This is a genomic window from Variovorax sp. efr-133-TYG-130 (assembly GCF_030208835.1).
Taxonomy (GTDB): Bacteria; Pseudomonadota; Gammaproteobacteria; order Burkholderiales; family Burkholderiaceae_C; genus Variovorax.
Genome location: NZ_JARVTD010000004.1, coordinates 337706 through 349881, shown reverse-complemented (window position 1 = coordinate 349881; position 12176 = coordinate 337706). Strand labels below are relative to the sequence as shown.

At 66.2% G+C, this 12176-nt stretch carries 12 protein-coding genes; 3 read left to right on the top strand and 9 right to left on the bottom strand.

Going from position 1 to position 12176, the window contains the following annotated elements:
* Positions 1 to 106: 106 nt before the first annotated feature.
* Entirely contained in the window at positions 107 to 1825 is a 1719-nt protein-coding gene (locus QRN67_RS08120; protein ID WP_285411386.1) for a thiamine pyrophosphate-dependent enzyme, read from the top strand.
* Between the two features lie 5 nt (positions 1826 to 1830).
* Here QRN67_RS08120 and QRN67_RS08115 read toward each other — a convergent pair whose 3' ends face one another.
* From QRN67_RS08115 to QRN67_RS08085, 7 genes are all read right to left on the bottom strand, one after another.
* A complete protein-coding gene (locus QRN67_RS08115) occupies positions 1831 to 3819 on the bottom strand; it encodes a hybrid sensor histidine kinase/response regulator (protein ID WP_285411385.1) in 1989 nt (662 codons plus the stop codon).
* A 2-nt stretch (positions 3820 to 3821) separates the two neighbouring features.
* Positions 3822 to 4700, bottom strand: coding sequence for a sensor histidine kinase (locus QRN67_RS08110; RefSeq protein ID WP_081267766.1), 879 nt, complete (start codon positions 4698 to 4700; stop codon positions 3822 to 3824).
* A gap of 3 nt (positions 4701 to 4703) precedes the next feature.
* The gene (locus tag QRN67_RS08105) at positions 4704 to 5696 is read right to left on the bottom strand and encodes an ATP-binding SpoIIE family protein phosphatase (protein ID WP_285411384.1); all 993 of its coding nucleotides are present in this window, start codon (positions 5694 to 5696) and stop codon (positions 4704 to 4706) included.
* A 29-nt stretch (positions 5697 to 5725) separates the two neighbouring features.
* Positions 5726 to 6130, bottom strand: coding sequence for an anti-sigma regulatory factor (locus tag QRN67_RS08100; protein ID WP_285411383.1), 405 nt, complete (start codon positions 6128 to 6130; stop codon positions 5726 to 5728).
* The gene (locus QRN67_RS08095; RefSeq protein ID WP_081267763.1) at positions 6120 to 6494 is read right to left on the bottom strand and encodes an STAS domain-containing protein; all 375 of its coding nucleotides are present in this window, start codon (positions 6492 to 6494) and stop codon (positions 6120 to 6122) included. Before QRN67_RS08095 ends, QRN67_RS08100 begins: the two co-directional genes overlap by 11 nt.
* A gap of 12 nt (positions 6495 to 6506) precedes the next feature.
* Positions 6507 to 7352 (bottom strand): STAS domain-containing protein, encoded by an 846-nt coding sequence (locus QRN67_RS08090; protein WP_285411382.1) that lies wholly within the window; start codon positions 7350 to 7352, stop codon positions 6507 to 6509.
* Positions 7353 to 7590: 238 nt separating this feature from the next.
* Positions 7591 to 8484, bottom strand: a complete 894-nt coding sequence (locus QRN67_RS08085) for an SDR family oxidoreductase (RefSeq protein ID WP_285411381.1) — start codon at positions 8482 to 8484, stop codon at positions 7591 to 7593.
* 116 nt (positions 8485 to 8600) lie between these two features.
* Between QRN67_RS08085 and QRN67_RS08080 the strand changes: the two genes are divergently transcribed.
* Complete coding sequence (locus tag QRN67_RS08080; protein WP_285411380.1) at positions 8601 to 9131, top strand: TetR family transcriptional regulator; 531 nt, start codon at positions 8601 to 8603, stop codon at positions 9129 to 9131.
* A 62-nt stretch (positions 9132 to 9193) separates the two neighbouring features.
* On the opposite strand, the gene QRN67_RS08075 is transcribed toward QRN67_RS08080, so the two are convergent.
* Entirely contained in the window at positions 9194 to 10210 is a 1017-nt protein-coding gene (locus QRN67_RS08075) for a TRAP transporter substrate-binding protein (RefSeq protein ID WP_285411379.1), read from the bottom strand.
* Between the two features lie 25 nt (positions 10211 to 10235).
* Complete coding sequence (locus QRN67_RS08070) at positions 10236 to 11018, bottom strand: IclR family transcriptional regulator (protein ID WP_081267758.1); 783 nt, start codon at positions 11016 to 11018, stop codon at positions 10236 to 10238.
* A gap of 137 nt (positions 11019 to 11155) precedes the next feature.
* Here QRN67_RS08070 and QRN67_RS08065 point away from each other — a divergent pair, with 137 nt between their 5' ends.
* A complete protein-coding gene (locus QRN67_RS08065) occupies positions 11156 to 12157 on the top strand; it encodes a TRAP transporter substrate-binding protein (protein WP_285411378.1) in 1002 nt (333 codons plus the stop codon).
* Positions 12158 to 12176 lie beyond the last annotated feature (19 nt).

Here is a 12176-nt window from a genome sequence, read left to right as displayed (position 1 = left end):
CCATCCTACCGGTGCTGCCGACGCCTGCCGACGATGTCTTCGCGCCATGGCCATAGCCTCCTGGGATCAGGCATATGCCTGAGACAACGCCCCCAGGACCCTCTCCATGGCTCAACGCAACGTCGCCGAACTCGTCGTCGAAACCCTTCAGCATGCGGGCGTCAAGCGCTGCTACGGCATCGTCGGCGACACGCTGAACCATGTCACCGATGCCATCCACCGCAGCGACATCGAATGGGTCCACGTGCGGCATGAAGAGGCGGCCGCATTCGCCGCCGGCGCCGAGTCCTACCTGACGGGCGAACTCACGGCCTGTGCCGGATCCTGCGGCCCGGGCGGCCTGCATTTCATCAACGGCGTGTTCGAGGCAAACCGCAATCGTGCGCCTGTGGTGCTGATCGCCAGCCAGGTCGTCACGACCGAGCTGGGCATGGAATTCCCCCAGGAGGTCGACTTCAAGTCGCTCTACGCGAGCTGTACCGTGTTCTGCGAACAGGTGTACTCGGCCGAACAGGCGCAGCGGCTCACTGCGCTCGCGGCACAGGCGGCCCTCTCGCGCAAGGGCGTGGCGGTGATCATCCTGCCGAGCGACATCGCGCAGACCGAGGTGAAGGAAGGCCTGACGTACGCGGTGCACCGCGCCAGGCCGGTGCTGCGGCCGAACGATGCGGAGCTGTCGCAGCTGGCCGCGCTGCTCGGCAAGGGACGCAAGATCGCGATCTACGCCGGCCACGGCTGCGAAGGCGCGCACGAGATGCTGCTCGCGCTGGGGCAATGCCTGAAGGCACCGATCGCGCACACCTCCCGCGCCAAGGATTTCGTGGAGTACGACAACCCCTTCAACATGGGCATGACCGGCATCTTCGGTGTCGAGTCGGGCTACCGCGCCTTGCAGGAGTGCGACACCTTGCTGCTGCTCGGCGCCGACTTCGCGTGGAGCCAGTTCTACCCGGCCAAGGCCACCATCGCGCAGATCGATATCGACGGCAGCCACCTCGGGCGGCGCCATCCCGTGGCGCTGGGGCTCGTCGGCGACGTGGCCGCCACCATCGAGGCGCTCATTCCGCTGCTGGAAGAGCGCAGCGACCGAAGCTTTCTCGATGATTGCCTGCGCCACAGGAAAGAGGCGGTGGAAACGCTGCGCCGCGACGAGCGTCCGGGCAAGGAAGGCCTGATTCATCCGCAGCACCTGACGCGCGTCATCGACGAGATGGCCGCCGACGATGCGATCTTCACGGCGGACGGCGGCAGCCCGATGGTGTGGTCGCTGCGCCACCTGACGATGAACGGACGCCGGCGCACCCTGGTGAGCCTGCTGCACGGCACCATGGCCAATGCCATGCCTCAGGCTCTTGGCGCGCAGAAGGCCTATCCCGGGCGCCAGGTCATTTCACTTTCGGGCGACGGCGGCATCGCGATGCTGCTCGGCGACCTGATGACCGCCGTGCAGGAGAAGCTGCCGATCAAGGTGGTGGTCTACAACAACGCGAGCCTCAACTTCGTCGAGCTGGAGCAGAAGGTCGAAGGCCTGCTCGACAACTACACCGACCTGCTCAACCCCGACTTCGCCCGGCTGGCAGAGGTGATCGGCTTCTACGGGCAGAAGGTCGAGCGCGCCGAGGATCTGCCCGACGCGGTGCGCGCGTTCCTCGCGCATCCCGGCCCCGCTTTGCTGGACGTGAGCGTCAACCGGACCGAACTGGTGATGCCGCCGAAGGTGGAATTCGCCCAGGTCGCAGGCACCATGCTGTATTCGGCCAAGGCCGTCCTGAGCGGACGCTCGTCAGACGTGATCGATCTGCTCAAAGACAATTTCACGCAGTAGCGTCATCAGCCCGCCGTGGCGCGGCTGGCCACCAGCGCGACCAGCGCATGCGGCTGCAACGGCTTGCCGAGGTGTGCATCGAAGCCTGTCTCCGTGGTCTTCGCCAGGTCTTGCGGACGGGTGAAAGCCGTGTGGGCGACCGAGAACAGCCTGGGCTTGCCGAGCAGGCGCTCGCGCTCGCGCACTTCTCGGATCAGGTCGTAGCCGTCCCGGCCCGGCAGGCCGATGTCGCTGATCAGCACATCGGGCCATTTCTGGTCGAACAGCTGCAGCGCGCTTTCGACATCGACGCCCAGCCGGACACTGGCGCCGGCGTCGGCCAGCACCACCGTGATGATCTCGCTCGCATCCGCGTTGTCCTCGACCACCAGCACATCGAGGCCATGAAGCGCGCCGCTCATGGCAGGGGCCGGCCTGCCCGCCTGCGAATCCGGCGTATCCAGAAGCAGGATCGACGCTTCGTCCGAAGGAACGACGCCGAGCGTCACGCGCAGCGTCGCGCCGTGGCCTTCGCCCTCGCTGTGGGCCGACACGCCGCCACCATGCAGCTCGGCGAGGTTCTTCACGATGGACAGCCCCAAACCGAGCCCGCCATGAAATCGGTTGTCGGGGGAGTCGCTCTGGGAAAAGCGGTCGAACAGGTGCTCCAGGAAGTCCGCGCGGATGCCGCGGCCGAAGTCCCGCACCGACAGATGCAAGATGTGGTCCTGCCGTTGCAGCTCGATCAGGATGCGCCCGCCCTCGCCGGAGAACTTGATGGCATTCGAAAGCAGGTTCCAGACGATCTGCTGGAACCGCGTGGCGTCGAGCCAGGCGGGCGCGTCGGCCTCCTGCCGGTCGAACACGATGTCCAGCCGCTTGGCCGCCACCGGGGCGGCCAGCGCCTCGATCGCCGCGCTCACCAGGGCGCGTGGCTCCGCCCACTCGCGGTGAAGCCGCAGTTTTCCGGAACTGATGCGTGAGACGTCCAGGATGTCGGCGATGAGCCGTGTCTGCGCCTTGACGCTGCGATCGATGGCGGCAAGCCCTTTTTCCATCTGCTCGGGGGTTCGCCCACCGACCTTGAGCACATGCACCCACCCGCTGATCGCGTTGAGCGGGTTGCGCAATTCGTGCGAGAGCACCGCCACGAAGTCGTCCTTGGTCCGGCTCAGCCGCTCGGCGGCAACGCGCGCCGCCTGCTCGCGCTCCAGCACTTCGCGGCGGCGCGCCTCCAGCTCGAAGCGCTCCGATACATCGAGCGCGATGCCCACGCGCAGGCCGGGCTCGATGTGGCCGGACATGGTCCATTCGAGCCGTATCCAGGAGCCGTCGAGCCGCAACAGGGGAAATTCGCCTTTCCATGGCGCCGAGGGGAGCTGCGCCCCCTGCGTGTGGGCGTTCACGAATGCGGTCCACTCGCCGGGTGCAAAGGCGCTGACCGGCTGGCCGACCAGGACGTCGCGCGGCTGTCCGAGCATGGCGACCAGCGCCGGATTCACGTCGGCAAAGCGCCCCTCGGCATCGATCAGTGCGATGCCGGTAGGTGCATGGTCATGGATCGCACGGAAGCGCGCCTCGCTGTTGCGCTGCTTCTCCTCTGCCATGCGGGCACGGATGAGGGCCTGCAGCGTGGCGATGAGCACCGGTGGCTCGACCGGGTGCACCAGATAGGCGTCGGCGCCGGCGTTGAGGCCTGCCACCTTGTCCTCGTTGCGCACGAAGGTGGCCGACAGGTGCACCACGGGCAGGGTGGCGGTCGATGGTTGCACCCGCAGCTCGCGGCATACCTCGAAGCCGCTGAAATCCGGGAGATGCACATCGAGCACCACGGCGGCAATCTGCCGGGATGCGAGTTCCAGCGCCTCGCCGCCAGTGCCTGCTTCACGGGTCTGGAAACCCGCCGCGCGGATCGTGCGCGCGGTCGCGTAGCGCGTCGTGGGGTTGTCGTCGACCACCAGCACCGTATGGCGCGACCGGTCGATCGTGGTGTTGATCAGGGGTCCGCTCGGCATGCCTATTCCTGTGGCGCGGATGCCTGGCGGGGCCACTGCACGGGGACCGTCACCGAAAACACCGAACCCTTGCCCAGCTCGCTCGCCACCTCGACATGTCCCCCGAGCAGCACAGCGAGCTGCCGGCTGAGGGACAGGCCCAGTCCGGTGCCGCGCAGGCGCTTCTGCACGGGGGAATCGACCTGCGAGAAATCGTCGAACACCGCGGCGTGGTGTTCAGGTGCAATGCCGATGCCGGTGTCGGAGACCGAGAATTTCAGGGCATCCTCGCCCACGCGAATGACGTTCACCCGAACCTCGCCCTGCGGCGTGAACTTGAGCGCGTTCGAGATGAAGTTGCGCAGGATCTGCGAAAGCTTGCGGTCGTCCGTGTAGAGCTTGGGCAAGCCCTCAGGCTCCTCGAAGATGAGGGCGGTGGCGGGGTTGTGCAGCACCGGGCGAAACATGCCGCGCAGCGCGGAGAACAGGTCGACCATCTCGAACCAGGCCGGTGAGATGTCGACGCGGCCCGCCTCGATCTTGGCCAAATCCAGCAGGTCGTCGACCATCTCGGCCAGTTCCGTCGCGGTGCCGTCGATGAAGCCGACCTGCTTTTCCTGCTCCGGCGTCAGCGGTCCGTCCAGGCGGTCGCTGAGCAGGCGAGCGATGCTGCGGATCGCACTGATCGGGGTGCGGAACTCATGGCTCATGTAAGCCAGGAACCGGCTCTTGAGTTCGGTGGCCTTCTTGAGTTGCTCGGCCTGCGCATCGAGCTCTGCATACAGCGCCACCACGCCGCGGTTGGTTTCCTCGAGTTCCGCGCGCAGTTCATCGACTTCGCGTCGGCTGGCTGCCAGCGCTGCTTGCGAGTCGTCGCAGTCGGCCAGGCCGGTGCTGTTCATCGGTTATTCCTTTTGACGGATCACCACGACGGTGGCGTCGTCGCGGTGACGTGTATGGTCGCGCAAAAGAACCGCGGCCACCAGCGTCGGGTCCTTTTGCAGCAGTGGCCGGATGCGATCGACGTTCCAGCGCGTCTCGATGCCGTCGCTGTGCAGGATCACCAGCGCGTGCGCAGGCAGCGCCAGCGAGGCGATCTCCGGCTTGCGGATCTGCATGCCCGCGGTGCCATGCTGGGTGACGAGCGACTTGTCGAACACACCCGACAGTACCCGGCCCACGATATTGCCGGCGCCGGTGTAGGTGACGGTGGCGTCGGCCGTGTCGATGCGCAGGGCGCAGACCGCGGCGCCCCGGGTGGTCTGAAGTTCGCGGTGCACCTTCTGCACGGTCTCGCGCAGATCTCCTTCGCAGCAAGAGGCAAAGGCGGCCGTGGCGGCCTGCGAGGCCTTGGCGGCTTCGGGGCCGTGCCCCAGGCCGTCGGCCAGCAGTACGGTGGTCCGCTCGCCATGGATCGCGGCCGCCCAGCCGTCGCCGCAGACGGCTTCGTGCGGCGCGGGCAGGCAGATCGCGCCGATCTGTCTGTCGGCAATGTGCCATGTCCCCTCGGCGGAAGACGCGTCGGGACGCACGCGCGCCACGCTCACCGTGCCGCCCGGCATGCTGGAGTGGATGTCGAATTCGCTGGCCAGGCGGCGCACCGCGCCCAGCCCGGTACCCGGCGTGCTGCCCGAGGAGTGGCCATCCTGCATCGCAAGGGAAAGGTCCGCGATGCCGGGTCCGTCATCGATCGAGATGACCTCGACCTCGCCGGCTTCGCCCGTCTCCCGGTGCGCCGCGATCAACAGCCGCCCGTTCATTGCGTGCCGGTGCAGGTTGGTGCCCAGCTCCGTCACCACCAGTGCCAGTCGACCCGCATCGACCTCGTTCCAGCCCATGTTCGCGACTGCCTGCGCGGCGTGGCGCCGTGCCTCGCCGACGCAACTGGCGTCGCTCATGGGGAAGGCCTTGTGGGTCCAGCCGGTGACTATTTCCACTTGGTGATGCTCACTCGGGTGCCCTGTCCCGACGCCGATGCGATGTCGAACTCGTTCACGAGCCGCTTGCTCCCGGGCAGGCCCAGGCCCATGCCGGTGCCGCTGGTCCAGCCGTCAGTCAGGGCGAGCGCGAGATCCGCGATGCCCGGACCCTCGTCCTCGAAGTGCAGCATCAGGCCTCGGCGACCGTTGCGCTCCACGAATTCCCATCGCATCCGGCCACCGCCGCCGTGGATGAGCGTGTTGCGCGAAAGCTCGCTGGCCGCGGTGATCATCTTGGTCTGGTCGACCAGGGACAGCTTCAGCTCCTGGCAGAGCGTGCGCACCAACTGCCGGCTCGCGACGATGTTCTGCTCGCTGAGCAACGGCAACGTGCCGGATTGTTCAGTGGCCAAAGGCGTTCTCCTGACGGGAACGCCGCAGGAGCTCCATGCCGCGCTCGACATTGAGCGCGGTCCGCACACCGTCGAGCGACAGCCCGAGCTCGACCAGCGTGATCGCCACCGCCGGCTGCATGCCGACGACGACGGTCGTGGCCGAGAGGATGCGGGCGATGCCCGAGATGCTGGTGAGCATGCGGCCGACGAAGGAGTCGACGATCTCGAGCGCGGAGATGTCGATCATGACGCCCGATGCGCCGGTCTTGGCAATCTGATTGGACAGATCGTCCTGCAGCGTCAGCGCTGTCTGGTCTTGCATGTCGACCTGGATGGTGACCAGCAGCGTGTCACCCATGCGAAGAATTGGGATGCGGTCCATGAAGCCCGCCGCTCACTTGTCGCGCGAGACGCGCCAGCCGGTCTGCTGGAGCGCGAGCGCGAGCGCATCGGCGAGCGTGGCCTTGGTGCGCACCCCCTGCAGGTCGATGCCCAGGTGCACGATGGTCTGCGCGATCTGCGGACGGATGCCGCTGATGATGCAGTCGGCGCCCATCAGGCGAATGGCCGTGACCGTCTTGAGCAGGTGCTGTGCCACCAGCGTGTCGACCGTGGGCACCCCGGTGATGTCGATGATGGCCAGCTCGGAGCCGGTTTCCACGATCTTCTGCAACAGGGCTTCCATCACCATCTGCGTGCGACTGCTGTCGAGCACGCCGATCATCGGCACGGCGAGCACGCCGTCCCACAGTTTGACCACGGGTGTGGACAGCTCGAGCAGCTCTTCCTGCTGGCGGCGGATGATTTCTTCCCGCGCCTGCTGGTAGATGCCCACCGTGTGTTGCGCGAGCTTGTCGACGGTCGTCGAGAGCGACCAGAGCGACGTCGCCATGGCTTCGGGGTTGGCGGCAAGGCGGCGCTGCAACGAAGAGAAGAGGGGCTTCTTGAGAGCGAGCAGGAACATGCTGGTGTCCGCCGCCGACTGGCCTTTGGCCGCGCGGGTTTTCGACAGGTCGCCCAGCACCTCGCGCAACGGCGCCCATGCGGCGGTGTCCAGACGGGAGGGGTCGCCGCCGTTTTCCAGCGCCTGGCGCAGCTGGCTCAGGATGTCGCGGGCCTCGGTCTCGGCTGCGCGCCTCGCGCCGGTGTCCGTCAGCCTTGCCTCGGTCAGCCAGGCATCGACGACGTCTTTTTCTTCTTCCCGCACGGTGGCGAGCAGCGCTTCGAATTCTTCTCTCATGAGTTCCTCATCGGATGTTTTTGGAGTCGTCCGGTGAAACGTGCAGCGCCCCTGCCCGAACGCATGCGCCATGCAGTTGAGCTGCTGGCGTGAAGTTTCACTATGGACGATCCTACCTTTGGGAAACCGCCAGAACGCGCCGCAAGAAGCGCCAAGCTGCGTCTTTTGACGTAGGTGGATTCCTACGGCCGTGCTAGCGAGGAAGAAATCGAACGCGCGCCACGACTCGGCAGCGGCTTCAGCGGCCGGGGTAGTGCCCGGCGGCGATGTCTTCCAGCAGCGTCGCGTGGCTCGGCTCCCAGTCCAGGAGCTCGCGCGTCCTGGCGTTGGATGCAGGCGCGTCGGCGCCGAAGAACAGGCCGATCCACTCGAAGTGCGCAGCCGCGCGATCGACCGGAACCGACTCCACCGGCACCTGAATCGATCGGCCGAGGGCCTCGGCAATGTCGCGCGTGGCGATGGCTTCCTCGGCCACCGCATGCAGCACGGTCGCGGGCGGCGCCTTGTCTACCGCCAGCCGCACGAGCCTGGCTGCGTCCAGCCGGTTGACGGCGGACCAGCGGTTGCGGCCCTCGCCGAGGTAGGCCGACACGCCTTTCGCGCGGGCGATCTTCGCCAGCGTGGCGACGAAGCCGTGGTCGCCTCCGGCGCCGTGCACTGTCGGGGCAAAGCGCACCACGAGCGAGCGGATGCCGCGCTCGGCCAGGCCGAGCGTGTATGCCGCGTTGGCCACGCGCGGGTGCACCGCCGGATTCGGCATGTCGCTCTCGGTGCCGACTCGTCCGGGCGCGAGGCCGAGCGTGCCCGACGCAATCAGCAGCGGGCCGCCGGTGCCGTGGAGGACATCGGCGAAGGCGTCGATGGCCGCCCGGTCGGTGCGCGCCGCATCGGCCATCTGCGAGAAGTCGTGGTTGTATCCGAGATGCACCACGCCCTCGGCGCGTTCGGCGGCGGCGCGCAGGCTGGCCACATCGTCGAGCGAGCCCTTCACCGCTTCAGCGCCGAGCTTTCGGATCTTGGCCGCGGCCTCTTCGTTGCGGGCGAGGCCGAGCACCTGGTGTCCCGCGGAGATCAGCTCGACGACGCTGGCCGATCCGATCCAGCCCGAGGCTCCGGTGACGAGAATTCGCATGTGCGCTCCTTTGATGTCATTGAGTGACATCATTGTAGGCCTATGATGTCACTCTGTGTCAACACTGTGAGGATGCGATGGGTCGCTGGGAGCCGGATGGGGAAGGGCGCCTGCGCATGGCGGCCATGGAGTTGTTCGCGGAGATCGGCTATGAGCAGACCACTGTCGCCGCCATCGCCGAGCGCGCGGGCCTGACTTCAAGAACGTTCTTCCGCTATTTCGCCGACAAGCGCGAGGTGCTGTTCAGCGGATCGGAGGTCTTGCAGGAATCGATGGTGGCCGCGCTGCACAGCGCTCCGACGGATGCAACGGCCATGGATGCCATTGCCTTCGCGCTGCAGGCGCCTGCCGATTTCTTCGACGAGGATCGCCGCGGCTTCGCCCGCTTGCGCGCTGCGGTGATCGCAGCCAACGGTGAACTGCGCGAGCGAGAGCTGATCAAGCTCGCAAGGCTGTCCACGGCGCTGGCCGAGGCTCTGCGCGCCAGGGGATTCGCCGAGCCCGACGCGAGCCTGCTGGCGGAGTCGGGCATCGCGGTCTTCCGCGTCGCATTCGGGCTGTGGGTCGCACCGGCCGAGCGTCGGCCATGGGGCGACATCGTCGGCGCCTTGCTGACGCGGCTGAAGACGCTCTCGACGGCCCAGTAGGGCCCAGGCCGTGAAGGGCCTTGCTGCGTGCGAAGCTGCGTCGGCCAGAGCTGAAGCTCGCGCTACTTCCGCGCCTTCTCGACTTCGGCCATCAACTCCGCGACGGTGGCTTCGCCCACGGACGCTGAATATTTGTCGATCACCGGCTGGACCTTGGCACGCAGCTTCGCGGTCTCTTGCGGCGGAATCTCGGAAACGACCATGCCAGCCTTCTTCAGGGCGTCGAGTGCGCCATCGGCGGCGCCGCGAGAGGCTGCACGCTGGAACAGCGTGGCTTCGGCCGACGCCTGCTCAATGATCTTTTTCTCGTCCGCGCTCATGCCGTCCCAGGTCTTCCTGCTGATCAGCAGCGCCTGCGGGTTGTAGATGTGCCGGGTCTGGGTGATGTACTTCTGCACTTCGGAAAACTTCGACGACAGGATGGTCGTGTTCGGGTTCTCCTGGCCGTCGACGGCCTTCTGGTCGAGCGCAGGGTAGAGCTCGGGAAACGGCAGCGGCGTGGCGTTTGCGCCCAGTGCAGTGAACAGGTCGATATAGATCGGCGACTGGATCACGCGGATCTTCAAGCCCGCAATGTCGTCCGCCTTCGTGATCGGCCGCTTGCTGTTGGTGAGATTGCGGAAACCCAGGTCCCAGTAGCCCAGGCCGTGCAGGCCCTTGTCTTCCAGCTTGGCCATGAGCTTCTGGCCGAAGGGGCCATCGGTGACCGCATCGGCCTCCTTGGCGCTGTTGAAGAGGAACGGCAAGTCGTAGGCCGCGAATTCCTTCACCTGCGCCGAGAGGATGCCCGCGTTCAGCACCGTGAGCTCAATGGTTCCGCCCTGCAGGGCCGACACGGTTTGCAGGTCGCCGCCCAGCACGCCGCCGGCAAACAGCTTCACCGCGATCTTGCCGCCGGACTTGGCGGCCACGAGGTCAGCGAATTTCTGCGCGCCCAGCGCCTGCGGATGACCCGCCTGGTTCTGGAACGCGAATTTCAGCGTGCGCTCCTTGACCTGCGCAGCCGCACCCGATGCCGCAAGCAAGGCCGTGGCGGCAACAGCGGCTGCCAGCAGCCTGTGAATCAAGTTCTTCCTCATGGCGTTTGTCTCCTCGTTGTGTCATTCATGCTCTTTTCTTGAACAGCGCCGAAGCACCGCTGGCACGCGCGACTTCCTCGACCGTGGCGAGCAGCGCGGGCCCCAGTGCCTCCATGCGTTGCTGCGTCAGCCTGACGGCGGGCCCCGCGATGGTGATGACACCGATGACCGAACCGCCGGAAGCGAAGACCGGCGCGGCCATGGCGGTCATTCCCGGTGCGAAGACCTCGTTGATCATGCTGAAGCCACGCTGGCGGGCCGCCTTCACGTAGGTCATCACCGCCTTGAGCGTGGTGGGCGCCTTCGGGCCGTAGTCTTCGGGCTTGCCCAGGCCCTTCTTGGCCACCAGCGCCACCGCATCGTCCTCGCTCATGGTCGAAAGCCACGCATGCCCGGCCGCGCTGCACGACAGGGTGACTGACAGCCCCATGTCCGGGTCGTAGCGAAGTCCGTGCGTTGCCCCTTGCGCCTTGGCCACGAAGGTCAGGTCTTCACCGTCGACCACCGCCAGGCGCACGAGTTCGCCGGAGGTCGCGGCAAGCTGGTCGAGCAGTGGCTGCGCCACGTCCACGATGCCCGAATTGCTCAGGAACGACAGACCGACGGAGACGAGCTTGATGGTCAGCACGTAGTGGCCGTCGGCAATGTCCTGGCGCACGTAGCCGCAGCGAATCAGTTCGGTCAGCAATCGGTGCGATGCGCTCAACGGGATCTGCAGTTGACTGGCCACGGTGGACAGTGCGACGCCGTGCGGATGCTCCGCCAGGTATTCCAAGACCTTGAAGCTGCGTCCCAGCATTTCGCTCATTTCGTGTCTCCGGTTGCGTGGCGTTGCGACATCGTCACTCTATCAGATCACGGGAAGGGATTTCCATTATGGAAAGTTTTTCCGAAAAACTCAGAATCGGGCCAGTCAGACTTTTCTGCACCCCTTTGGAGATACCTGTGAAACTTCTTCGAACGCTTGCCGTCGCCGGCCTGTGCATCGGCCTTGTCGCCCCGACCTGGGCCCAGCAGGAGCGGGTGATCCGCTTCGGCCATCTCAACAATGCGGACCATCCGGTGAGCTTCGGCGTGAAGCGCTTCGCCGAACTGCTCGCCGCCAAGAGCGGCGGCAAGATGAAAGTGCAGGAGTACCCGGCCTCCCAGCTCGGCAACGAGATGCAGCAGCAGTCCGCCCTGCAGGGCGGCGTGCAGCAGATGTCGGCACCGGCCACCACCTCGCTGGCGGGGATCGTCAAGGAGTTCGGCCTGGTCGACTTCCCGTTCGCGGTGAACAACTTCGCGCAGGCCGATGCGTTGCTCGACGGCCCGCTGGGACAGGCACTGATCGCCAAGCTGCCGGAGAAGGGCCTCGTGGCGCTGGGCTACTGGGACCTGGGCTTTCGCAACGTGACGAACAGCAAGCGCCCCATCGCCAAGCCGGAGGATCTCGAGGGACTGAAGATCCGGGTCATTCCCAACCCGGTGTTCCTGGAGACGTTCAAGTCGTTCAAGGCCAATCCGGTGCCGATGCCCTTCGCCGAGCTCTATGGCGCGCTCGAGTCGAAAGCGGTCGACGGCCAGGAGAACCCGTATTCGGTGATCCTGTCGAACAAGTTCTTCGAGGTGCAGAAGTTCGTGAGCGCCACGAACCACGTGTATGCGGCCAACATCGTGCTGGTCAGCAAGAAGTTCTGGGACTCGCTGAGCGCCGCCGAGCAGAAGATGATGAATGAGGCCGCCAACGAGGCGCGCGGCTATCAGCGCCAGGTCAGCCGTGCCGCTGCCCAGAAGGCGATCGGCGACCTGCAAGCCAAGGGCGCGCAGTTCAACGAAGTGAGCGCGGCAGAACAAGTGCGCATGCGCGAGATCGCCAAGCCGGCGATCGACAAGTTCGCGGCGCAGTACGACCCCGCCATCGTCAAGCTCTACAACGACGAGCTCGCCCGCATCCGCAAACAATGACCGCCCGCTCGGCTTTCCT

Bases quoted from the DNA above. Each gene is read 5' to 3' on its own strand.
- QRN67_RS08105 (WP_285411384.1), bottom strand. From the start codon at position 5,696: ATGAGCGACGCCAGTTGCGTCGGCGAGGCACGGCGCCACGCCGCGCAG.
- QRN67_RS08080 (WP_285411380.1), top strand. From the start codon at position 8,601: ATGGCGGCCATGGAGTTGTTCGCGGAGATCGGCTATGAGCAGACCACT.
- QRN67_RS08075 (WP_285411379.1), bottom strand. From the start codon at position 10,210: ATGAGGAAGAACTTGATTCACAGGCTGCTGGCAGCCGCTGTTGCCGCC.
- QRN67_RS08095 (WP_081267763.1), bottom strand. From the start codon at position 6,494: ATGGACCGCATCCCAATTCTTCGCATGGGTGACACGCTGCTGGTCACC.
- QRN67_RS08115 (WP_285411385.1), bottom strand. From the start codon at position 3,819: ATGCCGAGCGGACCCCTGATCAACACCACGATCGACCGGTCGCGCCAT.
- QRN67_RS08110 (WP_081267766.1), bottom strand. From the start codon at position 4,700: ATGAACAGCACCGGCCTGGCCGACTGCGACGACTCGCAAGCAGCGCTG.
- QRN67_RS08085 (WP_285411381.1), bottom strand. From the start codon at position 8,484: ATGCGAATTCTCGTCACCGGAGCCTCGGGCTGGATCGGATCGGCCAGC.
- QRN67_RS08090 (WP_285411382.1), bottom strand. From the start codon at position 7,352: ATGAGAGAAGAATTCGAAGCGCTGCTCGCCACCGTGCGGGAAGAAGAA.
- QRN67_RS08120 (WP_285411386.1), top strand. From the start codon at position 107: ATGGCTCAACGCAACGTCGCCGAACTCGTCGTCGAAACCCTTCAGCAT.
- QRN67_RS08070 (WP_081267758.1), bottom strand. From the start codon at position 11,018: ATGAGCGAAATGCTGGGACGCAGCTTCAAGGTCTTGGAATACCTGGCG.